Raw genomic sequence first — 23,804 nt, forward strand, 5'->3', positions numbered from 1 at the left:
CACCGGGGACGTCACCCTTGAGTTGCTCGATGCGGCGGGAACGAGGCTGCGTTACGTCTACGGGATTTCAAGCGACGTGACGAAAGAGATCGTCGCGCCGATCTATGCCGACGGGCTGTATTACCTTCGCGTGTCCGGCTCGGGTAGAGGCGGTTATGCTCTCAATGCCTCTCTACACGAGACGCCCACTCAGACATCTGCTTCTCTAGACCCTTACGACCCCTTGCGGCTCGCCAGCCTGGTTGCCGATCCGGTCGATGTCTCCACCGGCGCTCATGTCCTCACTCGTACCGTCATGCAGATTGACGGTGCCTTATCGCTGGGCGTCAACCTGAACTACAGCTCCCGCGACCCATTGGATAGAGGAGTTGGATTTGGCTGGAGCCACAGCTATCAAATGCAGATGGTTGTCGAGAGCGACGGCTCACTGACCATCTACTGGCCGACAGGGCGTATCACCCGTTACCAAACACCCACCAACGGACTCTATCGAAATATTGATGGTGACTCGCGTGATGAGATGCGCAGCATCGCTAACGGCTACGAACTGATTGATGAGCGTCATAGTCGCTACACCTTCACCGGCAGCGGAGAGTTGACGCAGCAGCGCAATAAAACAGGGCTCGCCATTAACTACAGCTACAGCAGTGGTCGGCTCAGTACGGTCACTGAACCCCTGTCGGCTCGATCGATTCACTTCAGCTACAACGGCAGTAACCGACTGTCGACCATCAGCGCTGACGATGCAGGCAGTGTCACCCTAAGCTACGACAGCAATGGGAATCTGGTGACCATTACCGATGCCATGAACGCCAGCGAACAGTTTAGCTATGATGCAAACCATCGTATCTTGACCGGAACCGACCCGCTCAATGTCATTTTCTTCAGCAACACCTATGACGTGCAGGGACGGGTGATCGAACAGGAAGATGGCCGCACCGGCAACCTGGCAGGCACCTTCACCTATACCGATAACGGCAACGGCACCACCACTCAGGTCTACTCTGACCGAACTGGTGCGACCAAAACCTATGTCCACGACAGCCAGTATCGCCTCACCGCACTCACCGACGAACTGGGGTATACCAGCCGATACACTTATGATGTTCAGGGCAACCGCATTAGTGAAACGGATGCCAATGGCAACACCACCCATTACTACTACGACATCAATGGCAACCTGATACGCGCTGCCAACCCCTTTGGCGACAGTACCCATTTCAGCTTTGACGAAAGTGACGATCTGGTCAGCATTACCGGGCCGGATGGGACTAGAACTACATTCAGTTACGACAGCAATCACCGATTGACCGCAACGTCTGACCCGTCGGGTGCCGGCACTACCACCGAATACGACAGCGATGGCCTGGTGATCGCCAGCACCAACGAGCGCGGTGGCCGTACCACCTACACCCTAGTCAACGGGCAGCCGCAAAGCGTTACCGACTCAACCAACCACAGCGTGAGCATGACCTACGACAATGCTGGTCGAGTGCGCACCCTGACAGACGGCGATAGCAATGCCACGCAATATCAGTACGACCTGAAAGGCCGAGCGGTTAAAACCATTAACCCGCTCAGCCAGGAAACTGTCAACGTCTATGACGCCAAAGGACGACTGATCAGCCACACCAATGCGCGTGGATACATCACCACTTATAGCTATGATAATAATGACAAGCTGATCGCAGAAACCAATTCGCTCAACGGCGTGACGCGCTATACCTACGATGGTGAAGATCGCGTTAAGACCATCACCGATGCGCTCAATCAGGTCACGGCGACCTTTACCTACGACGCAAAAGGACAAGTAACTTCCATTACTGATGCCCTGAATCGAACAACCCACTTCGGTTACGATAAGGTCGGAAATCAAATCAGTGCAACTGACCCAGCCAATCAGACCAGTCAATCGCGTTATGATGCACTGAACCGGGTTATCGAAGAGATTGATGCGCTCAATCGTGAGCAGCGTTATAGCTACGACCAACGGGGCAACCTCAGTAGCCATACGGCGCCGGGCGAACGCCAGTCGCAATACAACTACGACGCAGTGGGTCGCTTGACCAAAACCACCGACCCATTGGGTGGTACGGTAAAGCAAGAGTTTGATGCAGCCGGCCAACGCATTCGCCTGGTTGACCCCAACAACCAACCACTCCAACTCAGCTACGATAGCGAAGGAAGGTTGCTGAAAGTAACAACCGCCGACGGCCACTTCTGGCAAGCCAGCTACACCTCGCGCGGAGAGATGGCCCAGTTAATCAATGCCCGGAGCCATGTCAGCCAATACGCCTACGACAAAGTGCAGCGGCTTTCAGAAACCAGTGAATCGGGCAGCGTTATCAGCTACAGCTACGATGCCAACGGCAATCGCACTCAGGTCACCACAGAACAGGGCATCTGGAGCTATAGCTACGATGCACTGGACCGTCTCACCAGCCATACCGACCACAATGGTCAGACCCTGCAATATGGCTACGATGCGATCGGTCAACTCAAGACCCTCACCTATCCCGATGGAAAAATAGTCAATTACAGCTACGACGCGGCCGGGCAGTTAACCCAGGTTACCGACTGGGCCAATCGCACCACCCGCTACAGCTACGTCAGCCTGGGCAGACTGCAAACCACTAACCACAGCAATGGTTTGGCCACCCACTACAGCTACGATAGTGGCAATCAACTCCTAACCAAGCGTACCGTCGACGCCAGCGGTCAGGAATTGATTCGATACGACTACAGCTATGATTCGCGGGGTCAACTCATCCAGGAGAGTGGCTTTGACAGCCTGCAACCAATACACGTCGGCGCCAGCATGAGTTATGGCCATGACAATATTCTGACAACGTTCAACAACCAAAAACTCAGCTACGATGCCGATGGCAACATGACGAATGGCTGGTTGCAGGGAGCTGTGCAAAGTTTCAGTTACGACAACCGTAACCGCTTGACGCAAGTCGGCACGACCAATTATCACTACAACAGCGATAACCACCGTATCGCCAGGATTCAGAATGGCAGCGAAGCCCGTTATGTGATCAACCCACTGCCCTCCCTAGAACAAGTGCTGATGGAGACCAATGGCAGCAACACGCCAACCGCCTGGAATGTCTACGGCCTGGGACTGATTGGGCGCCAACACAGCGATGGCAGTTACCACACCTACCACTATGACTATCGGGGTAGCACCATAGCGCTGACCAACAGTAGTGGAGCCATCAGCGATCGCTACTACTACTCCCCCTTTGGACAACGGGTCGGGCAGCAGGGAACCACAGAGCAACCCTTTGCCTACAACGGCCGTGATGGCGTATTGACCGATGGCAATGACCTCTACTACATGCGTGCTCGCTATTACAACCCGGATTTTGGCAGGTTCATCAATCGGGATTTACTCTTGGGTAACCCGACGCAGAGCCAGTCGATAAACCGCTATGCGTATGTGCAGGGTAATCCTGTGATGGCAATAGATCCGACTGGAGAAACTATTGAAAGTGTAAATCGAGCATTTTTTGGGGCAATGAAAAGCTCCGCGGAGCCATTGATTAGTGATTTACAATTAATTGGGGGGGTAGGAGAAGGCATTGCTAAGAAGTGGTATCGTAACTTAGTTGAACCTTCGGCTTATTATATTCAGGATACATCGTTGCCTGAATTCAAAAGGGATATGGATAATCTGATAATGAACATTGGCGGCTTAGGCTGGGATGGCTTAAGAGCAACAGCATGGGCAAGTCAAAGGGCATGGAAGAATAGAGTCGAAATTGGGGGTGGTATAAAGGATTTTAGCATTAAGCTAATAACCAATATGGATAAATTCCCTGACGCAATGAAAAAATCACTTAAAGATTTGGTTGATGTCGAAGCGCACAAGGAAAGAGTGTTGGCTTTATATGGTGGAGCGGAATACTTGGTAAAGGGGTATATGTATATGGTCGATAACAACTTGGAGAGACGTGTTGGTAATGCGGTTGGTAGCTTAGTGTATGGAAAAATTCCTGTTTTGGGACAGATAAACAAGGGGATGTTTGCGCTTGATGCTATAAATGGATACGGGAAAGCGAGAAGTGCCGTCTATGGTTTTTTGAAGTAGCGAAGCCCGGTAGGGTGGGCACGTTGTTTGTGCCCACGCGGACATACCGCGATTGTGATGCGCGATGATGAATCGGCAATGCCGATGCCGTGTGATCGGTGGCGTGCCGACGATATATTCCGCCCCCGGCGGTGTCGCGTGGGCAAAAAACCAGGGCTCACCCAACAACAGGGTCGCGCCTGGCCTCCCGACGATGGAGCAAACTGAATGAACGTGAACAAGATTGTGGCGATGGCGATTGCCGGGCTGTTGGCGCTGCTGCTTCCCCAAGTGATTTGCGCCGGAACGGTCAGCTATGAATACGATGCGCTGTATCGCCTGCTCCGGGTGGCCTATTCGGACGGCCGAAGTATCGATTATAGCTACGACTCCGCTGGCAACCTCACCGGAACGGTCGTGACCGGCGAGCCCGATCAGGACGGCGACGGTGTGCCGGATGTCAGCGACAACTGCCCGAACGTGCCCAATGCGGACCAGGCCAACCACGACACGGATGCCAACGGCGATGCCTGCGACACGGACGACGACAATGACGGTGTCCCGGATACGCAGGATGCCTTTCCGTTTGACCCCACCGAGCAGGTCGACACGGATGGTGATGGGATCGGTGACCGGGCGGATCTCGACGACGACCAGGACGGCGTGGCGGATGCCAGCGATAATTGCCCTTTGGTCAGCAATCCTAATCAGGCCGATGACGATCATGACGGCATCGGAGATGTCTGCGATTCCTCGCGGTTCTGCTGGAAATGTCTGCCAAACCGCGGTGGATGGCGGGCGATCCTGCACTGACAGCAGCCCTGAAGCATGGGGACATCGGCGTGTTCGTAGCCAGCGAACGGGCCGCCGAGCGGGTGCTGGGACGCCTGACGCGGCGGCTGCACCAGCCCTTGACCTGGAAGTCAACGCCGCCAAGAGCGGCGTACACCGCACCGAGGAGACGGCGTTGCTGGGCTTTCGTATCCACCCGGGTGGACACGTGAGCCCCGCGCCGAAGGCCATCGAGCGGTTAAAGGACAGGGTGTGCGCGCTGTGGGATGCCCGGCAAAGCGTGACCACCAAGCAACTGCGCGATCAGTGGCAACGCTACATCACCGGATGGTGGAACTACTACGGCTATGCCAACTGACGCCGCGAGGTGGATGCGCTCTCCGGCTGGATCAGACGGCACATGCGAAAATGCTTCCCCGATCAGGCCGTCGCCGGTAGGCGAGCTGCCGTCCTTGGCCTGGATTCAGGCGTCCCGGTCGGAATGACGCGCCAAGCCCGCGGCATCCTGCGGGCTGTTGATGTTGATGAAGCAACCGGGGCGGTCGCTTAAATCGGCCAGGGCGACCCGATGGCGGGCATACCACAGGGTCGGCTTGCGCTCGCCGCCGCCCAAGAAGGCCTCCAGATCGGCGGCCAGGGCGAGCGGGAGGAGGGCATGGACTGGCTGCATGCGCTGGCCGTCGGTGGCGACCGCAAGCTCGCCGCCTTGATCGCGTAGGGCCTGGACGAGTCGCTCGACCAGGTCGGGGGCGGGGTAGAGGCCGTCGCAGGGCAGGGTGACGATCCAGTCGGTGCGGGCCGCCCGCAGGGCGCTGCGCACACCGGCGAGCGGTCCCTGAAAGCCCGGGTCCAGATCGGCGACCACTGGCAGACCATAGCCGGCATAACGCTCGAGGTTGCGGTTGGCGCTGATCAACAGGGTATCGACCTGCGGGGCGAACGCGGCGATGACCCATTCCACCAGCGGGCGACCGCCGAATGGCCACAGCCCCTTGTCCTGCCCGCCGAGACGGCGCGCTGCACCGCCGGCCAGGATGACGCCGGTGATGGCGCCGCGGTGAGGGTAGGGGGTCGGCATCCGGCGATGATCCCAGAACGCGCCGGTGCGCCGCAAGTCGTGGGCACCGCCCCTGGAGTCCAAGGCTTCAGCCTTGGCGTGACACCGCGCAGCGGTGTCACGAGACGGCGACGAAAAGGGGCCGCATTGCGCCGCCCTGCCGGGCATGGGAGCATGGCGGTATGCTTATTCGCCACGCGCCGACACGGCTGCGAGTCGCCCAAGGTCACCATGGCCCGTCCCCCCAACCCCCTGCCTATTGAACCCGCCGCGGTACCCGCCAGCGCCTCGCGCGATACCAATCGCCGCGCCGCCACGCTGCTCGCCTGGCTGCGCCGCGGCGTGCCGCCGCTGCTGATCGTCGTCACTGCACTGGCTGCCTGGTATGAGATCAAGGGCTTCGACCTCGGCGCCTTGCAGCGGGGCGTGCGCCGCATCCCCGTGGGCACGCTGCTGGGGCTTCAGGCCCTGGCCCTGGTCGCGGTCTTCGAGATGGTCCTGTACGACTGGTGGGTCAGCCGCTGGCTCCAGATTCGGCTGTCGGCGGATCGGTTGATCCGCTATAGCTGGGTCGCCAACACCACCAACAACCTGATCGGGCTGTCGGGGCTCGCGGGCTCCGGCATCCGCATCCTGCTGCTCGGTCGCGACGGGGTGGCGACCCGGATCGCCTCGCTCTACTCCGGGGTGATCATGCTGTCGGTGCCGGTAGGGCTGTCGGTGCTGGTGCTCGTCGCCCTCGTCCTGGGCCGCGCCGACCTGGTGCCGGGGGTGCTGCCGCACTGGGCGGTGCTCGCAATCCTGATCGGCTATGCCGCCTATCTGCCGGTGTTCCTGACCCTGGCGGCGAGCCGGACGGTGCTGCACCGGGTCTTGAGCGGCGCCGCCCACCTCGGCCTCAGCGGGGGGCTCGCGCTGGTCGCGATCTCGGTGCTCGACTGGCTGCTGGCGGTGGCGATCGCCTGGTGCTGCCTGGCGGCCTGCGGTACCCAGGTCGCCCCTGGGCTCTTTCTGGCCGCCTTCACCTTCGCCGCCACCCTGGGGGTGCTGAGTCTGATCCCCGGGGGGATCGGGGTCTTCGACGCCTCGCTGCTGGTGATGCTGACGCGCTCCGGGGTCGCGGCCGAGACCGCGGCGGCGGGGCTACTGATCTTCCGCCTGGTCTATTATCTGGTGCCCTGGCTGATCGGGTTGACGCTCGGGACCGGCCTGTTGACCCAACCCACGGCGCCGCTGGTGGCGCGGATCGCCCAGTTGTGGAAGAGCAATCCACTGCTCGGCCTGCTGCGCCTGCCGCTGTATCTCATCGCCTCCGTCGGGGTGCGCCTGCTCGGGCTGCTCACCTTCGCTACCGGGCTCGTGCTCCTGATCTCTGCCGCCTTGCCGGGGGTGGAGGCCCGGGTGGAGCGGCTGCTCACGGTGCTGCCCCTGCCGGCGCTCGAGCTCTCCCACTTCCTCTCGGTGGGGGTTGGCGTGCTGCTGATCGCCTTGTCGCGGGGCATCGACCAGCAGGTGCGCAGCGCCTATCGGGTGGCGATGCCGCTATTGTTGGCTGGCGCACTGCTCAGTGCGCTGAAGGGGGCGGCCCCGGGGCAGGCGCTGTTCCTGCTCGCGGTGGCGGGGCTGCTGTGGCAGCGGCGCGACGCCTTCTATCGCCTCTCCTATCCCTTCCTGAGCCGGCGCAATCTGCTGTGGATGCTGGCCCTGGTGGCCAGCGTGGCGGCCTATGTCCTGCTCGCCCCCTGGGTGGAGGGGGATGCGTTCACCTGGCGCGAGCTCTGGTTCCAGTCCGAGCCGCACCTGCACGCCGCCCGGTATCTGCGCTCACTGCCGTTGGCGGTGCTGGCCCTGACGGGCTGGCTCGCCTGGGGGACCTTCCGGATGCCCAGGCCCAAGTTCCCGCCGACCGACGCCGGCGCCCTGACGCAGGCGCGGGACTGGCTGGAGGCCAACAGCGGCGGCACCTTCGCCCATCTGCTGTTCATGGGCGACAAGCACCTGCTGTATGCCGCGCAAGGGCGCTGCCTGATCCAATACCAGCGGGTGCGTGGGCGTCTGATCGCCCTGGGCGACCCGATCGGCGACCCCGCGGCCTTCGGCGAGGCCCTGCTGGAGTTCCGTGACCTGGCCGACCGCCACGACCTGGACCCGGTGTTCTACGAGGTCGCCCACGAGCACCTGCACCTCTATCACGACGCCGGTTTTGCGCTGTTCAAGGCGGGTGAGATGGGCCTGGTCGCCGCGGCCGACTTCACCCTCTCCGGCCGGCGTAATCAGACACTGCGCACCGGGGTCAATCGGGCGATGCGCGACGGGCTGACCGTGGAGCGGTTGGAGCCGCCGCTGGACGAGGCCACCTGGGCGGCGCTCGCCACCGTCTCCGCCGCCTGGTTGCGCGAGCGGGGCGGGGGTGAGAAGGGCTTTTCTCTGGGTGCCTTCAAGCGCGACTACCTCGCCTGGTCGCCCATCTATGTGGTGCGGCAGGGACCGCGTATCATCGCCTTTGCCAGCCTCACCCCCTCGTATCGCGGGCGCCTCGAGCTGGGGGTGGACCTGATGCGTCAGGTCCCTGACGCCCCGACCGGCACCATGGACTTCCTCTTCACCCGGATGATCGAGGGTGCGCAGGCCGAAGGCTACACCTGGTTCAATCTGGGGATGGCGCCCTTGAGCGGCGTGGGCAAGACCCGCTATGCCCGCGCCGATGAGCGCCTCGCCGGGTTGGCCTATGCCTCGGGCAGCCGTTTGTACAACTACAAGGGTGTGCGCAGTTTCAAGGAGAAGTTCCATCCGGTGTGGCAGAGCCGCTATATTGCCTATCCGTTGTATCGGCCGCTGCCGACCCTGCTGGTGGATATCGCCGCCCTGATTGCCGGGGGCTACCGGCAGATTCTCACCAGGCCTGAGTCCTAGCAGCCTGTCGGACTTGATGGCGTAACCGATTGATTAAACAGGAAAACGACTTTTTGGCGCAAAAGAGGAAACTCTTTGCATTCAATCGGTTGCATCACTAAGTCCGACAGCCTGCTAGAAAGCACATTCGCCGCCAATGAACGCAAAGCGCATAATGCCATTCGCCACCCGCTATCTCCTTCGCTCGCTGCCAGCGTTGCTCTGCACCCTGCTGCTGGCCCGCCCGGCGTTCGCCGAGGTCACGCAGGAGCAGGTCGCGAGCCCCGTCGGGACCGTCCACCTGGTGCGTCCTGACGGCGAGGCCAAGGGCCTGGTCCTGTACCTGCCCGGAGCGCGGGGCTGGGATGCGCAGGCCGCCGCCACCGCGCGGGAGGTCGCCGAGCAGGGGCACCTGGTCGCCGGGCTCGAGTGGTCAGGGTCGGCCCCGGCGGCGGGACAACCCGCACAGTGCTGGGACCTGGCGGATGAGTTGGACCGCCTGGCCCACTGGGTGGGGGCGCGCGAGACCCTGCCCAAGGACGCACTGCCCACGCTGCTCGGTGAGTCGGAGGGCGCCGCCCTGGTCTATGGCGCCTTGCTGCAATCGCCCGCGCACCGCTTTCATGCTGCGATCACCCGGGGTTTTTGTCCGCGCTGGCCGGCGGTCGCGCCGCCCTGCCAACGCGAGGCCCTGACCGCAGCCATGGTCCAGGGCGACCGGCTCCTGCCCGCCACGCGGGTATCGGCCGCGTGGTTCCTGTTCGACGGCGCCGCCGCCTGTCCCGCGGACCAGGTCGCCGCCTTTGCCAACCAGGTGGCGAACGCCCGGGTGTCGGTCGACCGCGCCAAGCCCAGCGAGACGGATGGCGAGGACTTGAGTCCCATGGCCTCGTTCATGCAGTGGCTCGATCCGACGATTCACGACCAGATTGCCGAGGGCGCGGCCGATGAGGACATCGCCGGCCTGCCCCTGATCGAGGTCCGTGCCCCCCAGGAGGCCCCCAAGACCTTTGCAGTCATGCTCTCAGGTGACGGCGGCTGGGCCGCCATCGATCGCGGGGTGAGCGCGCAACTGGCCGCCAAGGGGATCAGCACGGTCGGTTGGGACTCGCTCAGTTATTTCTGGAAGCCCCGCACCCCGACCGAGGCCGCGGAGGACTTGGCGCAGGTGGTGCGCCACTATTTGGCCGCCTGGCACAAGGAGCGGGTGATCCTCATCGGCTATTCCTTCGGTGCGGAGGTGCTGTCCTTCATGGCCAACGGACTGCCGGCCGACCTGCGCCCAAGGGTCCAGGTTGCCGCCTTCTTGGGCCTCGGCCGAACCGCTATGTTTGAGTTCCACCTGGGTGATTGGCTCAACACCGAGCGCGGCGCCAAGGCCCGGCCGGTATTGCCCCAGATGCAGGCACTGGGCTGGACCCGCGGCCTGTGTGTCTACGGCGCGGACGAGGAAGAGAGCCTCTGCCCGGACCTGGCCGGACTCGGGATCAAGGTCCACAAGGTCGCCGGCGATCACCACTTCGACGACGACTACCCGAAGGTGGCGGACCTGATCCTGGCGTCCTTGGCCACTCCATGACCGAAATCGCCAGTCCAAGGCGGCAACCTTTGAGGCGCAAGGCGGCAGTTCCGCCGCCTTGGAGCAGTCGCGCGCCGCTGCGGCCGCGCGCGTCCTGGGTCGGTTTGAGCGCCGCAGCCTCAGACCTTGACCCCCAGGGTCTGCTGGATGTTCTGGACCACCGCGGCATCCAACCCAGTCTTCTTGGCCAGGTCCGCCAGGTAGGCCTGCTCTTGGGGGGTGTCGACCTCGATCGCCAGGAGCGAGGCGGCATAGACCTGGGCCGCCACCTCCTGGTTGGGGATGGCGGCGGCGAAGGCGTCCAGGTCCAGTGGTTGCCGCAGCTCCTTCATGATCCAGGCCTCCGCGTCGCCATCCATCCCGGCCTCCTTCAGCTTGCCGACGATGCGGATGATCTCATCCGCAGTGACCTCACCATCGGCCTTGGCGGCATTGATCATACCCCTGATGACCAGTTCCGCGGTATTGGCCAATACCTGGTGATCCGCTGGGGTCGGTGCCGCCGTCATGGCGACCGGCACCGCGCCGCCGCTGAAGGCCGGGGCGGCCCCACCCTCGGCGCCCTGACCGGCGCTGGTCAGGGCCTTGTAGGCGACGCCCGCGAGCAACGCGAGCGCCCCGCCCTTCACGGCACCGGAGACTGAACTGCCACCCCCGCCGAGCACAGACCCCAGCACGGCGCCGAGGCCGGCCGCCTGCGTCGGGTTGGTAGCCGCATTGCCCAACGTGGTCTTGGCCGTCTCCAGCACCGTGTTCAGGATGCCGCTTGCCCCGCCCTGGCGATCGACCATGTTGCCGATATTGGCCTGCAGGTCTTGAAGGACATTGCCGACACGTTGCCCGCCCGATTGACCCATCGCATTCTGGATAAAGGTCCCGACTAGCTCGCTTAGGTTCGCCATAGGTCTCTCCGCTTCGTTGTGGTGGTCTGGTCGATTCGGCACGCCGTTTGCGTCGAGGCCGAGTAGACGGATGAGCGTCCACGCGGCTTGAGTGTTTCCGATCTGGGCGCCGGGGGAGGTTAGCCCGAGCGTTGCGCTCCGTCTATGCAATTTCCGCAACCAGGAGAGCACCGTTGCAGGCGCCCAGACAACCACCGGTCGCCGCTCGCAAGGCCGCGAAACCAATGGCCTTCGTTGTCGTTCAGGACAACGACGACCCCGGCGTTTGGGAGGCGGGGAAGTCGTCGTTTCACCCATCGGGTGCGCCCCTCCTTGAGGTGGGCGCGCGCCGCGGGGGCGGACATTTCTAACTTGCACAAACCGGACATTTGAATCTTGCGCTGACACCGCGATAGCCGATAAGACTGATTATGTAAAGTAGCGCAACGGCGGGCAGTGCGCAGGGTGACCGACCAGACGAGTACGAGGGCCGCCAGCGTCCATTGAGCCTAGAAAAAGCAGTTGTCACGCCAAGCTCGCCAAGGCTTTAACCGATTGTATTTCTTGGCGAGCTTGGCGCCTTGGCGTGAGCAATTCCCGGGTTTAGGTTGAGCGCACCGCGTATCGAACCTCACCCGACAACCGCCGCAGTCCACACGACCGCGCTCGGACATTAGCCCAACTCGAAGGTCGTGACACCGAAGATGCGCTGGTGGGCAAGCGCGGGCGGCGGTCCCAGATACATCCGGGCGCAGCCGAAGACCTCGATCATCTGGTGCCGATGCACGAGCGCGAGGGCGGCCGGGTTGTTTTCCGGCGCGTCGAGAAACAGCGGGCCGCCGACGGCGAACCCGGCCAGTTGCGCGTAAAGTGCCATGGCGGCTGGCGTATCGTCAGCGAACAAGGGACCGATCTTGCAGCCGGCGCGACAACGGCGGACCGCCCCGTATCCGCTTAGTTTACCGCCGCGCCGGCAACCCAGTGCAAGCGCATCGGGCTGGGCAATCCACTTGCCCAAGAAGGTCGGACGCGGGGCGGGAAAGCAGGTGCGGTCATAGTCAATGACCTGATCGAAAGGAATCTCGGCCAACGGGACAATCTCTTCGTCACCAATTGGGGCGGTGGCTGGATGGTCCGGAATGTCGGCGCGAAAACGGATGTCGCGATGCGAGAATACAAAGCCGCCCTTGGCGTAGTAGTCCTGCATCGCGAATACACCGTCCATGCCGATGCTCGCCCCCGGATTCAGGCGTGCCAGCAGGCGTTCGCGGCGGGCGTGCCAGAGGGTATTGCCGAGCCCCTGGCCGCGAAACTCAGGCCGGACGATAAAGAAGCCCATAAAGCCAAACTCACCCTGGTAGGAGGTGATGGCGCCGCCCCCAATCAAGACGCCGTCGCGCTCCGCGGCGATGAAGGCGTCCGGGTCGGTGGCCCAGAACAGCTCGGCATCATGCAAACCGGGGTTCCAACCCTCCCGCGCGGCCCATTCGACCAGCTCGCCCACCTCGGGACGGGTCATGTTACGGATCACCAGCGCATTGGTCATTATGCAGCCCTCATTGGTTGATCATTGCGGATACAGCAACCGGCTATTCTCGTTCCCACGCTCCAGCGTGGGAATGCCGTGCGGGCGCTCCGCGTCCGGTTTCAGCACGGGACGCGCAGCCCCCGCGCTTGCGCCCAGGCTGAGGCATAGGAGCCAGCCCGTAGGGTCCGTTGTGCGAACCGACGACCTCGCCGTTAGCGCTGTGGCCGAAATTATGACCGAGGCCCTCGCAGAGACCATCAGCCTGCCTTCCAGACGGTTGGATCGCCCCCAATATGTGGTGAAGTGGAACCACCGGCAACCGATCCCCCCTGACGCCCTATGCTCGAGCTCACCAACCTCTCCCGCCAGTTCAACGGGCGCCGTGTCCTGCAAGACATCTGCCTGCGCCTGCACCCGGGTGAATATGTGGCCATTGTCGGTGAGTCCGGCGTCGGCAAATCAACCCTGCTCAACCTGATCGCCGGGCTGGACCGGCCTGACAGCGGGCAGTTGGCGCTCGATGGCGCCCACTATGCGGACCTGAGCGAGGACGCGCTCACCCACCTGCGCCGCGACAAGCTGGGTTTCGTTTTCCAGGCCTTCCATGTGCTGCCGCATCTGACGGTACGCCAGAACGTCGCCCTGCCCTTGTGGCTCAAGGGCCTCAGCGGCGCGGCGGCAGACGGCCCGGCGCAGCAACTGCTGGAGGCGGTGGGCCTGGGCGCGCGCGCCGCCAGTTGGCCGCGGGAGCTCTCGGGCGGTGAGATGCAACGGGTGGCGATTGCCCGCGCGCTGGCCCATGGCCCACGCCTGGTGCTGGCCGACGAGCCGACCGGCAATCTGGACCCGGCCAACGCCGCGATGGTGCTGGCGCTGCTCGCGGAGCGCATCCGCGGGGCGGGCGCGATCGGCATCCTGGTCACCCATTCGCTGGAGGGGGCCAAGACGGCCGACCGGGTCCTGCATCTGACGGCCGCGGGGCTGGACGGATGACCCTGGCGCCGGTCTTTTTCGGGTCGCTCGCCCGGCGGCGGGTGGCGACCCTGTTCTCCTTTGCCGCCATCGTACTGGGGGTCGCGCTGGGGATGGCGGTCGAGGCGGTCCACGATGCCGCGCTCACCGAATTCGGCCGCGGCCTGCGTGCCATGGCCGGCGCGGCGGACCTGCAGGTGGTGGGGCCGCGCGGCGGTTTTGATGAGGCACTCTATGCCCGGCTCGCCGCCCGGCCGGAGGTGGCCGAGGCGAGTCCGGTGGTGGAGGTGGAGACCCAACTGGTCGACAGTCTGGACACCCTGCAACTGCTGGGGGTCGATGTCTTCACGCTGGCACGCGTAACCCCGGCACTGCTGCCACGCCCGGCGCAGACGGGCGCGGCAGAGGGTGACGCACGCTTCTCCATCCTGGCGGAGGACCGCGTCTTTCTCAGTGAGGCGGCGCAACAGGCGCTCGGGTTGAAACCCGGCGACCAGTTGCGGCTGCACGCGGGCAGCCAACCCCTGGAACTGCGGATCGCTGGCGACCTGCCGGGGGCCGCGGAGAATCGCCGCCTGGCGGTGATGGACATCGCCGCCGTGCAGCAGCACTTCGCCAAACTCGGGCGGCTGACCCGCATCGATCTGCGCCTGACCGAGGGCGTCGCACCAGCGGCGGCGCGGGTCGCCTTGCAAGCGATGCTGCCGGCCGGGGTGCTGATCGAGGCCCCGGCGGCGGCGGAGAACCAGGCGGCCAACCTGTCGCGCGCCTATCGGGTCAATCTGACCATGCTGGCGGCCATCGCGCTCGTCACCGGCGGCTTTCTGGTCTTCTCGGCCCAGGCGTTGTCGGTGGTGCGCCGCCGCACCGAGTTCGCCTTTCTGCGCGCCATCGGCCTTTCGCGCCGCAGTCTGTTCGCCTGGCTGCTGGCGGAGGGCGCACTGGTGGGACTGGCGGGCGGACTGGTCGGCGTGGCCGTTGGTCACGCGCTGGCATGGGGCATGCTGGCCGTCCTCGGCGGCGATCTGGGCGCCGGGTTTTTCTCCGGGCTGACGCCGCAGCTCCAGTTCCAGCCCTGGACGACCGCACTGTATGTGGCGCTGGGCGTGCTGGCCGGCATGGCCGGCGCCTTTCTGCCGGCGCGCGAGGCGGCCACCGTATCGCCGGCCCAGGCGCTGAAGGCTGGGGACGAGGCGGCGCTGCTCGGCGGGCGCGGGCATCCGCGGCTGGGGTTGGCGATCCTGGCGGCGGGGCTAGCCGCCTGTTGGCTGCCGCCCATCAATGGCCTGCCGCTGGGCGGCTATCTGGCCGTCGATTGTCTGCTGGCAGGTGGGGTGCTGCTGTTGCCGGTCATCGCCTCCGCCCTCGCCTGGCTGTTGCCGACGGGCGGCCCGGTGCCGTCCCGGCTCGCCGCGGCCCGCCTCGGCGCCGCGCCTGGTCACGCGGTGGTGGCGGCGGCCGGGGTGCTGACCAGTGTTGCACTGGCGGCGGCGATGGCGATCATGGTCGCCTCCTTTCGCGATTCGGTGGATGAATGGCTGGGCCAGGTCCTGCCCGCCGACCTCTATCTGCGGGTCGGCAAGATCAGCAGTTCCGGCTTTCTGGACGAGCCCCAGCAGGGACGGATCAAGGCCGTGCCGGGCATCCGCGAGATCCGTTTCACACGCGAGGACAGCCTGCGCCTGGCCCCCGGGCGGGCGCCGGTGGCCCTGCTGGCCCGGCCAATCTCGGGCGACGGGCACGAGGTGCCCCTGATCGCCGCCGCGCGGCCCGGCGGCGGCGCGCCGGCCATCTGGGTCTCCGAGGCGATGCAGGACCTCTACGGCTGGCGACCCGGCCAGTCGGTCGAGGTGCCGCTCGCCGGGCGGCCGGTCGCGCTGCGCGTGGGCGGCGTTTGGCGGGACTACGCGCGCCAGACCGGGACGTTGATGATCGATCTGGAGGACTACCGCCGGCTCACCGGCGATCGGCTCGCCAATCACGCGGCCATCTTTCTCGCCCCCGGGGCGGTGGCGGACCAGGTGGCCGCCGCGCTCAAGGCCACCGGTGAGCCAGGTGCGCTGGAGGTCACCGACCCGGGGTTTATCCGCGGCATGACGCTGCGCATCTTCGATCGCACCTTTGCGGTCACCTATCTGCTGGAGGCGGTCGCGGTGGGCATCGGGCTCGCCGGGGTGGCCGCGAGCTTTGCCGCCCTGGCAGCGGCGCGGCGGCGCGAGTTCGGGATGTTGCGCCACCTGGGGCTCACGCGCCGCCAGATCGGTTGGATGCTCGCCCAGGAGGGGGCCTTGGCGGCCGGGGTCGGGGTGCTCGGCGGACTATTGATCGGCGGGGCCATCGGCCTGGTGTTGATCGAGGTGGTCAATCGGCAGAGCTTCCATTGGAGCATGGACATCCACGTCCCCTGGGGGTCGCTCGCCTGGTTCGCCGGCGGTCTGATCGCCCTGGCGGCCCTGGCCGCGGTGCTCGCCGGGCGCCAGGCGATGCGGCAAGAGGCGGTGCTGGCGGTGCGGGAGGATTGGTGATCGGCGCAGGAAGAGTTATCACGCCAAGGCGCCAAGAACGCCGAGCGGAAGGTCGTCCCCAAGTCACTAGCAGAGGCCCGCGATGATTGATATCACATTGAGAACGCTTGGCGTCTTGGCGCCTTGGCGTGAGACCTTCCGGAGCTGGAGCAATGAATAGGCGCACCTGCCTCCTGGCTTTGGCGAGCCTGCCGGTCTGGCGGATCGCGGCAGCAGCGGAGCCGGATCAGGCCCCGCCGGTCACCTTCGACCCGGTACTACCCGGCCGCACCCTGACCTTCCCGGCCGATCACGGCGCCCACCCCGGGTTTCGCACCGAGTGGTGGTATGCCACCGGCTGGCTAGCCCTGCCGGACGGCAGCCCGCTGGGCTTCCAGACCACCTTCTTTCGCGTGCGCACCGGCCTGGGGGAGGAGAACCCCAGTGCCTTCGCGCCCCGCCAATTGATCCTGGCGCACGCGGCCATCGCCGATCCACGCCTGGGGCGGCTGCGCCATGATGAGCGCGCCGCCCGAGTCGGTTTCGGGCGCGCCGGATTTGAGTCGGGGCGGACCCGCGTGTGGGTCGGCGACTGGCGATTTGAGCAGACGGACGATCGTTATCACGCGCAGGTGAGCGGCGATGGGTTCGGCTATTCGCTCTCACTGGTCCCGGCCGGCCCGCCGCTGCTCAATGGCGCCGCCGGGTTCAGCGCCAAGGGGCCAGGCCCACGCGACGCGAGCTATTACTATAGCCGACCGCAACTCAAGGTCAGCGGCAGCGTGACCCTGGATGGCCGGACCCAATCAGTCACCGGTCTGGCCTGGCTGGATCACGAATGGTCGAGCGAATACCTGCCGCAAGGGGCCAAGGGCTGGGATTGGATTGGCGTGAATCTCGCTGACGGCGGCGCACTGATGGCCTTCCGGATGCGCGGCAATGACGGCCAGGCGATCTGGTCCGCCGCCACCCTCCAGCCGGCGGGCGGCCCGGCCCAGGCGCTACCGCCGGAGGCGGTTACCTTTGAGCCGCTGCGCCACTGGCGCTCGCCGCGCACCGGTATCGACTACCCGGTCGAATGGCGGGTGCGTATCAATGAGCGCCGCTTTCTACTCCAACCGCTGATGGACGACCAGGAATTGGACAGCCGGCGCTCCACCGGTGCCGTCTATTGGGAGGGCGCGGTAGGGGTGACTGAAAACGGCCGGGAGGTCGGGCGGGGGTATCTGGAGATGACCGGGTATGGGGAGAAGATCCGGGTCGGATAAACCTGGAAAGAGCATTTTGCCGCAAATGAACGCAAACGAACGCAAATAAATACGAGAGGTTACTCCTTGGTCGCTGAAGCGGATAGCTCACCCTACAGGTGCGCCGACTGTACGCGCAGAAAACGAGTAACCAACTGCTTTATTTTGCGTTTTTTGCGTTCATTTGCGGCTTAACTGCTGTTCTTGCGTTTACTGTTGCTTGAAGATGCAATCCAGGGCCGGCTGATTGGTGCCAGTGACATAGAAGGCGTTGATCCCGTCGGTATAATCCTTGCGCGAGAACTGACCGAGATAGAGCTTGCTCGTCATATCGACAAAGGTCACGTCATTGCTGCTGGTACTGAGCAGAAAATTGATCGGCGAATCGCCGACCGATAATTTTCCACAGTTCTGTTGTATCCGGTCGAGAAATCCCTCGGCACCCTTGCTCTCGACCACTGAGTCCCGGGCGAACCCGTTGGGACCGCAGCCCGTTAGGGCGAACAGCGCGGCCGCCAGCAGCGCCCCGCCGGCCATCTGGAAACGACCACCGACCTTATCGTCTTGCACTGTTATATCTCGGCTTTTAGAGGCTTGAACATTGTTGAGAGTGTGCGATCAGACCGCCGGCCTGTCAACGATCGGCGAATGGCGGGGCCGGTCGTCGCGGGGGTGCTCCGCCACTGGCAGGGGTCAGCAACCGGATAGGAGAAAAATTCGCTGGCGGCACGTCCAAGAATTTCCTGCGTTGCCGCATAATCTAACGCGAGTCGCCCTTCTGCAGTTTCGGTAACACGCCCACCCCATGACCAGCCGCCCTGCCCCATCGATCCACGTGGACGCCCCCGCCCGGCTGCACCTGGGGTTTTTGGACCTGCACGGGGGCCTGGGCCGGCAGTTCGGCAGCTTGGGGCTGACGATCGATGCCTTTGCGACCCGCCTGCGGGCGGAGCGCGCCGACACGCTCAGCGCGCAGGGGCCGGGGGCCGAGCGTGCCCTGGCCTATGCCCGCGCCTTCGCCGCAGCGCGGGGACTGACGGGCGGGGCGCGAATCCAATTGAGCGCGGCGATCCCCGATCATGCCGGTCTGGGCTCCGGCACCCAGATGGCCCTGGCGGTGGGGACCGCACTGGGGCGACTACTGGACCCGGCGGCCGGGGATCGGCCGACCGACTGCCGCGGGATCGCCCAGGCGTTGGGGCGGGGCCAACGCTCCGGGATCGGCATCGGCGCATTCGAGCAGGGCGGATTCATCTGCGATTGCGGGCGCGGCGAGCGGCCGGAGGTGCCGCCGGTGGTGATGCGCCTGCCCTTCCCGGCCCATTGGCGGGTGCTCTTGCTGCTCGATGAGCGGGCACAGGGGCTGCACGGGGAGCCCGAGTCGCGCGCCTTCGGGCAATTGCCCGAGTTCCCGGCGGCCACCGCCGGGCACCTGTGCCGCCTGCTCCTGATGCAGTTGGTGCCCGGCCTGCTGGATGGACACTTGGCGCCGGTGGCGGAGGCAATCGGCGAGATCCAACGCGCGGTCGGCGGGCATTTCGCGCCAGTGCAAGGCGGCTGTTTCGCCTCACCGGCGGTGGCCGCCGCCCTGGCGTGGGCGACCGATCAGGGATTCCCGGGCAACGGCCAGTCATCCTGGGGGCCCACCGGGTTCATCCTGGCGGCGGATGAGTCACAGGCGCGCTGGTTGGAGTCGGGGCTCAAGTCACGGTTCGGCGCGTCGTCACCCCTGGGTTACCGCATCGCTGCGGGGCGCAATCTGGGCGCCCAGATTGCGACCTGACGCCATGCCACCGAGCGCCGACGCAGTCGGGCAGCGGCGGGGGCTGATCGCCGCCGCCTACCGGGAGGCTTCCGCCCTGGAACTTGAGGCGCTCAAACCGGGCAACGTCCACCGCCAGTCCGCCGGGCACGGCATGACGGTGGCCGATTTTCTGTTGAGTGCGCAGGTCAGCGCCGGTCCCCTGACCGCGCCCGGACTGGGGCTCGGGGAGCGGGTCTACCGCGCGGTGGTCGCCACCCGGGAGGCGGTGGGCTGTAACACCAACCTGGGGATCATCCTGCTCTGCGCCCCCTTGCTCCAGGCCGCCCTGGACCCGGCGGCCCCGGGAGGGTTGCGCACCCGCGTGGCGGCGGTGCTGCAGGCGGCGGATCGGGCGGACACGCAGTGGCTCAACCAGGCCATCCGGCTCGCCGCCCCGGCCGGGCTGGGGCGGTCGGCGCGGTACGACGTCGCCGAGTCGGCCACCGCGACGCCACTCGAGGTGATGACCCTGGCCGCCCACCGCGACCTGATCGCCCGCCAATACGCTGAATGCTTCAAGGACCTGTTTGAACGGGCGGTGCCCCTGCTCGAGCGGCTTCAGACACGCTGGCAAGACCCGGCCTGGGCCGCCGTCGGCCTTTACCTGGATTTTCTGAGGCGCTTCCCGGATACGCACATCGCCCGTAAACTGGGCGTCGATCAGGCGCTCGCGGTCAGTCGGCGGGCCGCGCCACTGGCCGCCGCCCTCAACCAGGCGGCGCGCCCGCAGCCCCACCGCGCGGCGCTCCTGACATTCGATCGGGAACTCAAGAACGCCGGCATCAACCCCGGTACCATGGCGGATCTGACGGTCGCCTGTCTGCTGATCCCCAGACTCCAACGCCTGCAACCCGCTTCATCATCCGAGAAAGAGCCGTCCGTCCGCAAATTAACTTAAATAATCAGCGGCTTGGATCGGGCCGACGGTCCACCTCGCGGGTGATGACGGGACTGAGGCCAAGCGTCTAATCTTATTTGCGTTTTTTGCGTTCATTTGCGGACAATGACCCTTTCCAGGCTGAAACAGCTCAACTCAATAGGAGAAAACACAATGGCAAAGATTAACAAAACCCTGGTCGGCGAATCCGCGGTCGGCGACCACAATGAGGTCGCCCATATCGACCTGATCATGGGCCCGCGCGGCTCCGCCGTTGAAACCGCCTTCTGCAACGCACTGGTGAACAACAAGGACGGCTTCACCAGCCTGCTCGCGCTGGTCGCACCCAATCTGCCGTGCAAACCCAACACGGTTATGTTCAACAAGGTCACCATCAAGGGTCCCAAGCAGGCGAAGCAGATGTTCGGATCCGCCCAGCGCGGCGTCGCCATGGCGGTGGCCGACTGTGTGGCGGATGGCACCATCCCGGCCGACGAGGTGGACGACGTCTTCATCTGCGTCGGTGTCTTCATCCACTGGCAGGCCGAGAACGACGCCAAGATCCAGGAAAACAACTACGCGGCCACCAAGGAGGCGATCAAGCGCGCCATTACCGGTGAACCCAGGGTCGCCGAGATCGAGCAGCGCAAGGCCACCGCCAAACACCCCTTCGCCCCCCACCGTTGAGCCTTGCTCGGGAGTGGGCGCTTGAGGCGCCCACTCCCGAGTAGTAAATGGGTGGGCCTTCCCCAAGAAAATACGGAAGTACGGGAAGAATGAGAGTTGAACTGACTGGCGACGCTCCGCCCTATCCATTTCATCGTCGACCAAGATGACCCGGCCCTGCCCGCTTCAGGTTATCGAGCTGCCCTATCGGCCCGACAGCGTCGCGCTGTGCGCGGCCCTGCTCGATCGCCCCTGGCCGGTCTTTCTGGACAGCGGTCGGCCGCACTGCACCCAGGGGCGCTACGATATCCTGAGCGCGGACCCCCGCGCGACTCTGGTCACCCGCGGACCCTGCACCAAGGTCCGCACCGCAGCCGGCGTGCGGACCTCCCTGGCCGACCCTTTCGATCTGCTACGCGAGGCCCTGGGGCCTATTCAGCCCGGGGTCCCGGACCTGCCCTTCAGTGGCGGGGCCATCGGCTGGTTCGCTTATGACCTGGCACGCCGCCTGATCTGCCTGCCGACCCCTGCGACGGACATCGAGGGCACCCCGGATTTGGCGATCGGCATCTATGACTGGGCACTGGTGGTGGACCATGAGACCAGGCGCACCCGGCTGGTCGCGCGCGACCCGACCACGGCCGCCGAGTATCGGACGCTGTTCGCCAACGCCCACGCCGTCCGGCCGCGGGTGCCGTTCCGCGTGCTGGACCGGGTGCGACCCACTGTCAGCCGCGCCCAGTACCACGCCGCCATTGCCCGCATCCAACACTATCTGATCGCGGGGGACTGTTATCAGGTCAACCTGGCCCAACGCTTCGCGGCGCCGACCCAGGGAAACCCCTGGGACGCCTATCTGGACTTGCGCGTCATGAACGCGGCCCCCTATGGTGCCTACCTGAGCACCCCCGACGCTCAGGTGCTGTGCTCGTCCCCGGAGCGCTTCCTGCGCGTGCGCGACGGCCAGGTGGAGACCAAGCCCATCAAGGGCACTCGGCCCCGGGGGGCGAACCCCGGCGAGGATCGCCGGCTCGCCGAGGCCCTGCGCGCGAGCCCCAAGGACCGGGCGGAGCATCTGATGATCGTGGACCTGCTGCGCAATGACCTGGGTCGGGTCTGTGCCATCGGCAGCATTCAAGTACCCGAGCTGTTCGCGCTCGAGTCCTTTGCGCACGTCCATCACCTGGTCAGCACGATCCGCGGCCGGCTGGCGGCCGGCCGCACCGCGGTCGACCTGCTGCGCGCCTGCTTTCCCGGCGGGTCCATCACCGGGGCGCCGAAGCGCCGGGCCATGGAGATCATCGACGAGTTGGAACCGCAGCGCCGCGGCATCTATTGCGGGGCCATCGGCTACCTTGGCTTCGATGGGGCCATGGACACCAATATCGCCATCCGTACGATGGTACACTCCGCGGGGATAACCCGGCTGTGGGCCGGGGGCGGGATCGTCGCCGACTCGCACCCCGAGTCCGAATATCGGGAGACCTTCGACAAGGCCGCCCCACTCCTGGACCTGCTGGAACATCGACGGGTCGAGCAAGCGGCCGATCCCCGTGGGGTTGCCCCCTGATTGGAGACTTGATAGATGAGCATAAGAAATAGTCGACGCGAGGGGCAGCCGGAATTACTGTGGCTGTCTCTACTCATCGCAGTCCTTTTATCCGCTATAGTAATCTTTCAGGGCGCAGCAGAACCGGCTCCTCACCCATCGGACCAGGCGTTCTTGACTTACGCCGACATGCGACTGCATCGAGCGTCAGACCATTGGGAATTTCAATACCCCCATCTACAGTGGTCAGGCGGCATCAGCTCTACCGGCGCCGTCGGTATCTACAAGCTATTAATTAATCCGTCAACAGAGCTCCTCAATTGGCACATCAAGCTTACAGCGATGGTGCTGTGGTTGGTGTCTGCACTGTATCTCATCCGAAAACTGATAAACGATCGGTGGGTCGGCGCCTTGGCGCTACTCGGCACGGGCGCCTTAGGATTGCAATTCATTGAGCCGACCAGCGAGCTGATTGGCGCCACCTTCTTTAATCTTTTTGTGCTGCTAATCTGCCGGCAGCGCTTCCTGCTCGGCGGTATTTCGCTTGCGCTATTCGGACTGGCAAAGGTCGAAATGTTGCCCGCAAGCTTGCTGGTACTGAGCTATGCCGCTTGGCGGTATCGGCAGCCTGAGTCAATGCGTCTGCTGTTTGGTTACTGCTTTACGATAGTATTACTCGTTGCGCCAGCACTCTACATCCACGGCAGCGACGGTCTTCTCGGCGGACGTGCCTTAGCGGTTTTTCAGTTCCATTACGACCTGTATGGCATGGGAAGTTCTTTGGCAGGCGCGCACACGCCGTTCTCAGAAGCATTCAATAATCCATCGTCGGTGATGCAGGCCGTTTTATCAAACCCGCGAGAATACACGGTGTTTATCGGACAGTCACTTATTGAATCGCTAGCAAACCTATTTATCTCAGAGCACTTCTATATCCTTGGGTTTCTGGTCATTTTTTGGTTTGGAAAACATTGGCGACCGGAGCTTGGAGCGATGAGCGATAACTTGAACGCTGCCGCTAGCGTCACCTTCTTATTACTTATAATTACAGTCGCTGTTTCTACTATTTTCGCATTTGTCCATTTTAGGTACACAACTCGCTTCGCGGCCCTTGTAACCATTCTTTTTGCGGCTATGCTCGAGCGGACCTGTACTCAGCCCGAAAAATATTGTCGTACGCCGCCCACTCCAGGTCGCTGCCTGAGCACCCTGCGGATCACACTGGGGGTGCTGGCGTTCGGCGGCATCTTACGGGTGCCTTGGATGATGGCGCATCCAATGAAATGGTAAGGCGATCCGGCGCACCTCGCGGAGCTGGCGAATAGAACAAGGATCAATCGCCGAAAGGCGCCCGCCACGTTCATCGTGCGGGGTGGTGCGG

At 64.2% G+C, this 23,804-nt stretch carries 17 protein-coding genes; 13 read left to right on the forward strand and 4 right to left on the reverse strand.

All coding sequences use genetic code 11. The annotated features are described in order from the left end of the window. Window positions 1-76 precede the first annotated feature (76 nt). The 3 genes from QZX93_RS02390 to QZX93_RS02405 all read left to right on the forward strand — a co-directional run bounded on the left by QZX93_RS02390 (window position 77) and on the right by QZX93_RS02405 (window position 5,225). Window positions 77-4,096, forward strand: coding sequence for an RHS repeat-associated core domain-containing protein (locus tag QZX93_RS02390; protein WP_295390540.1), 4,020 nt, complete (start codon window positions 77-79; stop codon window positions 4,094-4,096). Between the two features lie 207 nt (window positions 4,097-4,303). After that, the gene (locus tag QZX93_RS27245) at window positions 4,304-4,888 is read left to right on the forward strand and encodes a thrombospondin type 3 repeat-containing protein (RefSeq protein ID WP_366759536.1); all 585 of its coding nucleotides are present in this window, start codon (window positions 4,304-4,306) and stop codon (window positions 4,886-4,888) included. A 154-nt stretch (window positions 4,889-5,042) separates the two neighbouring features. Further along, complete coding sequence (locus QZX93_RS02405) at window positions 5,043-5,225, forward strand: group II intron maturase-specific domain-containing protein (RefSeq protein WP_295390543.1); 183 nt, start codon at window positions 5,043-5,045, stop codon at window positions 5,223-5,225. Window positions 5,226-5,330: 105 nt separating this feature from the next. Here the strand turns inward: QZX93_RS02405 and mobA are convergent, their stop codons facing one another. Next, the gene (gene mobA / locus QZX93_RS02410) at window positions 5,331-5,945 is read right to left on the reverse strand and encodes a molybdenum cofactor guanylyltransferase MobA (protein ID WP_295390546.1); all 615 of its coding nucleotides are present in this window, start codon (window positions 5,943-5,945) and stop codon (window positions 5,331-5,333) included. A 210-nt stretch (window positions 5,946-6,155) separates the two neighbouring features. Between mobA and mprF the strand changes: the two genes are divergently transcribed. Both mprF and QZX93_RS02420 read left to right on the forward strand, forming a co-directional pair. Further along, entirely contained in the window at window positions 6,156-8,837 is a 2,682-nt protein-coding gene (mprF, locus tag QZX93_RS02415; protein ID WP_295390549.1) for a bifunctional lysylphosphatidylglycerol flippase/synthetase MprF, read from the forward strand. Between the two features lie 154 nt (window positions 8,838-8,991). Further along, window positions 8,992-10,395 carry an AcvB/VirJ family lysyl-phosphatidylglycerol hydrolase gene (locus tag QZX93_RS02420; RefSeq protein WP_295390551.1) on the forward strand — a complete coding sequence of 468 codons (1,404 nt, stop codon included), beginning with the start codon at window positions 8,992-8,994 and terminating at the stop codon, window positions 10,393-10,395. A gap of 119 nt (window positions 10,396-10,514) precedes the next feature. On the opposite strand, the gene QZX93_RS02425 is transcribed toward QZX93_RS02420, so the two are convergent. Together QZX93_RS02425 and QZX93_RS02430 are read right to left on the reverse strand one after the other, a co-directional pair. Then, window positions 10,515-11,297 (reverse strand): tellurite resistance TerB family protein, encoded by a 783-nt coding sequence (locus QZX93_RS02425; RefSeq protein WP_295390554.1) that lies wholly within the window; start codon window positions 11,295-11,297, stop codon window positions 10,515-10,517. A gap of 652 nt (window positions 11,298-11,949) precedes the next feature. Beyond that, entirely contained in the window at window positions 11,950-12,822 is an 873-nt protein-coding gene (locus QZX93_RS02430; protein ID WP_295390555.1) for a GNAT family N-acetyltransferase, read from the reverse strand. A 321-nt stretch (window positions 12,823-13,143) separates the two neighbouring features. Here QZX93_RS02430 and QZX93_RS02435 point away from each other — a divergent pair, with 321 nt between their 5' ends. The 3 genes from QZX93_RS02435 to QZX93_RS02445 all read left to right on the forward strand — a co-directional run bounded on the left by QZX93_RS02435 (window position 13,144) and on the right by QZX93_RS02445 (window position 17,548). Then, window positions 13,144-13,797: an ABC transporter ATP-binding protein gene (locus QZX93_RS02435; RefSeq protein ID WP_295390558.1), complete on the forward strand. Its 654-nt coding sequence runs from the start codon at window positions 13,144-13,146 to the stop codon at window positions 13,795-13,797. Then, on the forward strand, window positions 13,794-16,301 hold the full coding sequence (locus QZX93_RS02440; RefSeq protein ID WP_295390560.1) for an FtsX-like permease family protein: 2,508 nt from the start codon (window positions 13,794-13,796) through the stop codon (window positions 16,299-16,301). The genes QZX93_RS02435 and QZX93_RS02440 overlap by 4 nt, the downstream gene beginning before the upstream one ends. Window positions 16,302-16,453: 152 nt before the next feature. Beyond that, window positions 16,454-17,548 carry a lipocalin-like domain-containing protein gene (locus QZX93_RS02445; RefSeq protein WP_295390562.1) on the forward strand — a complete coding sequence of 365 codons (1,095 nt, stop codon included), beginning with the start codon at window positions 16,454-16,456 and terminating at the stop codon, window positions 17,546-17,548. 189 nt (window positions 17,549-17,737) lie between these two features. On the opposite strand, the gene QZX93_RS02450 is transcribed toward QZX93_RS02445, so the two are convergent. Further along, window positions 17,738-18,097, reverse strand: coding sequence for a hypothetical protein (locus QZX93_RS02450; RefSeq protein ID WP_295390565.1), 360 nt, complete (start codon window positions 18,095-18,097; stop codon window positions 17,738-17,740). A 235-nt stretch (window positions 18,098-18,332) separates the two neighbouring features. Here QZX93_RS02450 and QZX93_RS02455 point away from each other — a divergent pair, with 235 nt between their 5' ends. The 5 genes from QZX93_RS02455 to QZX93_RS02475 all read left to right on the forward strand — a co-directional run bounded on the left by QZX93_RS02455 (window position 18,333) and on the right by QZX93_RS02475 (window position 23,713). Next, a complete protein-coding gene (locus tag QZX93_RS02455; protein ID WP_295390567.1) occupies window positions 18,333-19,310 on the forward strand; it encodes a beta-ribofuranosylaminobenzene 5'-phosphate synthase family protein in 978 nt (325 codons plus the stop codon). A gap of 4 nt (window positions 19,311-19,314) precedes the next feature. Next, complete coding sequence (locus QZX93_RS02460; RefSeq protein WP_295390570.1) at window positions 19,315-20,229, forward strand: triphosphoribosyl-dephospho-CoA synthase; 915 nt, start codon at window positions 19,315-19,317, stop codon at window positions 20,227-20,229. A gap of 153 nt (window positions 20,230-20,382) precedes the next feature. After that, on the forward strand, window positions 20,383-20,895 hold the full coding sequence (gene fae / locus QZX93_RS02465) for a formaldehyde-activating enzyme (RefSeq protein ID WP_295390573.1): 513 nt from the start codon (window positions 20,383-20,385) through the stop codon (window positions 20,893-20,895). A 145-nt stretch (window positions 20,896-21,040) separates the two neighbouring features. Beyond that, entirely contained in the window at window positions 21,041-22,444 is a 1,404-nt protein-coding gene (pabB, locus tag QZX93_RS02470) for an aminodeoxychorismate synthase component I (protein ID WP_295390576.1), read from the forward strand. A gap of 153 nt (window positions 22,445-22,597) precedes the next feature. Then, window positions 22,598-23,713, forward strand: a complete 1,116-nt coding sequence (locus QZX93_RS02475; RefSeq protein ID WP_295394328.1) for a hypothetical protein — start codon at window positions 22,598-22,600, stop codon at window positions 23,711-23,713. Window positions 23,714-23,804 lie beyond the last annotated feature (91 nt).

Origin of the sequence: uncultured Thiodictyon sp., assembly GCF_903946935.1 — a bacterium.
Classification (GTDB): domain Bacteria; phylum Pseudomonadota; class Gammaproteobacteria; order Chromatiales; family Chromatiaceae; genus Thiodictyon.

What these genes read in the sequence shown, in the direction of transcription:
- QZX93_RS27245 (WP_366759536.1), top strand. Translation starts at nt 4,304, where the DNA reads ATGAACGTGAACAAGATTGTGGCGATGGCGATTGCCGGGCTGTTGGCG.
- mobA (WP_295390546.1), bottom strand. Translation starts at nt 5,945, where the DNA reads ATGCCGACCCCCTACCCTCACCGCGGCGCCATCACCGGCGTCATCCTG.
- mprF (WP_295390549.1), top strand. Translation starts at nt 6,156, where the DNA reads ATGGCCCGTCCCCCCAACCCCCTGCCTATTGAACCCGCCGCGGTACCC.
- QZX93_RS02420 (WP_295390551.1), top strand. Translation starts at nt 8,992, where the DNA reads ATGCCATTCGCCACCCGCTATCTCCTTCGCTCGCTGCCAGCGTTGCTC.
- QZX93_RS02425 (WP_295390554.1), bottom strand. Translation starts at nt 11,297, where the DNA reads ATGGCGAACCTAAGCGAGCTAGTCGGGACCTTTATCCAGAATGCGATG.
- QZX93_RS02430 (WP_295390555.1), bottom strand. Translation starts at nt 12,822, where the DNA reads ATGACCAATGCGCTGGTGATCCGTAACATGACCCGTCCCGAGGTGGGC.
- QZX93_RS02435 (WP_295390558.1), top strand. Translation starts at nt 13,144, where the DNA reads ATGCTCGAGCTCACCAACCTCTCCCGCCAGTTCAACGGGCGCCGTGTC.
- QZX93_RS02440 (WP_295390560.1), top strand. Translation starts at nt 13,794, where the DNA reads ATGACCCTGGCGCCGGTCTTTTTCGGGTCGCTCGCCCGGCGGCGGGTG.
- QZX93_RS02445 (WP_295390562.1), top strand. Translation starts at nt 16,454, where the DNA reads ATGAATAGGCGCACCTGCCTCCTGGCTTTGGCGAGCCTGCCGGTCTGG.
- QZX93_RS02455 (WP_295390567.1), top strand. Translation starts at nt 18,333, where the DNA reads ATGACCAGCCGCCCTGCCCCATCGATCCACGTGGACGCCCCCGCCCGG.
- QZX93_RS02460 (WP_295390570.1), top strand. Translation starts at nt 19,315, where the DNA reads ATGCCACCGAGCGCCGACGCAGTCGGGCAGCGGCGGGGGCTGATCGCC.
- fae (WP_295390573.1), top strand. Translation starts at nt 20,383, where the DNA reads ATGGCAAAGATTAACAAAACCCTGGTCGGCGAATCCGCGGTCGGCGAC.
- pabB (WP_295390576.1), top strand. Translation starts at nt 21,041, where the DNA reads ATGACCCGGCCCTGCCCGCTTCAGGTTATCGAGCTGCCCTATCGGCCC.